Below are 1,605 nucleotides of genomic sequence, written 5' to 3' on the forward strand. Positions count from 1 at the left end.
TGCGCTCCGACTGCCTGTCCAAGTGGACGTGGGGCAGGTGTCCAAGTGAGCTTGGAATGAGTGTCCAAATGATCGTGGGCTGAGTGTCCAAGTGTCGTGGAATCCGCACTATTGCTCAGCACAGTAGGTTGGGGCGGCACCAACGCAATTTGTATGGCGCTGTGCAGCGTGTTGTTAGTGGCAACCGCCCTCAAGCTAAAACACACTGCCTGATTCCGCACTCCCGCGCCGGTATACTCTCCCGCATCTCTCCGGGAGCCCCCATGATTTCGTTACCCATCGATGCCGTCCTGCCAGCCCTGCGTCAGGCCCTGACCACACGCCATGAAGCCGTGCTCGAAGCCCCTCCCGGCGCGGGCAAGACCACGCGTGTGCCGCTCGCGCTGCTTGAGGAAAACTGGCTGGCCGGGCAGACCATTCTGATGCTGGAGCCGCGCCGCCTTGCTGCGCGTGCGGCGGCGGAACGGTTAGCCAGTGAGCTGGGCGAGAAGGTGGGCGAAACCGTGGGGTATCGCATTCGTCTGGAAAGCCGAGTCGGCCCGAAGACGCGTATTGAAGTGGTTACCGAGGGGATTCTTACGCGGCGCTTGCAGGACGACCCTGCACTGGAAGGCGTAGGGCTGTTGATTTTCGATGAGTTTCACGTTTTACCATTTACACCGAAATAACCCTGAATCTTGTCAAACCCTAGCGCATTCTCCTGGCCCCATCGAACTCCTCCGAGCATCCCCTTGCCTCTTCGCCCTAAGTCATCTAAGTGACAAAAAATCTCTTCCACGCGGAGCGCCAAAGCCACGAGATAAATGCATCCGCCCCATGTGCGTCCTATCCTGTCCATTGCCCAAGCAGCGTGGCCGTCCAGACGACGGGGCGGTAAAAGCACCGACTGCGGTGTATGAGTCACACCTCTCGTGATGACCTGACAGCAGAGCTCTCGAAGGGGTATGCAGGCGGGCGACGAGATTCGATGTCGGCACCTCGGCAGGGGAGAGCTTGCGATTCTGGCTACCAGCAAAACAAGAAAGCCCTTCATCCGCACCAACGCAGGTCGTAGGGAATCAGTAGGTCAAACTCCTCGCCATTCTTGCGATGGCCTTCTGTACCCACTGCTCTGACATGGCGCGCGTCGCAGGAATAAAAAGGTGTGATTCACTAACCGTTTTTTCGCGCTGCATTGGCATTGAGTAGCTGGTGGGTGCAGTTACAGGTGGTTCTTCCACCTTCGCCATACCAAGGTTTTTAAGCGTGATGCGATACCAGCCGCTGCCGAATGCGGCCACCTCAAAGCAGGACAAAAGTAGTTTAGAAAGATGGCTTGGAGACACGAAGTAGAGGCCAACTGAGCGATCCTCCACAGGCACACTTGCATCAGCTTCTATCAGGACTAGTCCGTCGTCGAAAACCTGCCAAGTTGTATCCCCTGACTTCAAGCCTGTGAACGCCTTGTCATCCCAATCTTCATAACCTTGCTTGAGTTTCGCGAGCCCCAACTTATGAAAGGGCGGCGGCAAAAACTGAGCGCAACACCTGACCAATCCGGTACGGTGAACCTATGTCATATCATGAACTCAGCATTGAAGAACGCATCACGATCCAGTTTGGCCA

1 protein-coding gene and 1 pseudogene are annotated in these 1,605 nt (G+C 56.4%); one reads left to right on the plus strand and one right to left on the minus strand.

Annotated elements, in window-relative coordinates:
• Window positions 1–263: 263 nt before the first annotated feature.
• Window positions 264–644 (plus strand): annotated as a pseudogene (locus tag DW49_RS0122575) (DEAD/DEAH box helicase); the annotation flags it as partial.
• Window positions 645–1,058: 414 nt separating this feature from the next.
• Here DW49_RS0122575 and DW49_RS0122580 read toward each other — a convergent pair.
• Window positions 1,059–1,511: a hypothetical protein gene (locus DW49_RS0122580; protein ID WP_229687619.1), complete on the minus strand. Its 453-nt coding sequence runs from the start codon at window positions 1,509–1,511 to the stop codon at window positions 1,059–1,061.
• Window positions 1,512–1,605 lie beyond the last annotated feature (94 nt).

Origin of the sequence: Pseudomonas avellanae BPIC 631, from assembly GCF_000444135.1 — a bacterium.
Classification (GTDB): Bacteria; Pseudomonadota; Gammaproteobacteria; order Pseudomonadales; family Pseudomonadaceae; genus Aquipseudomonas; species Aquipseudomonas avellanae.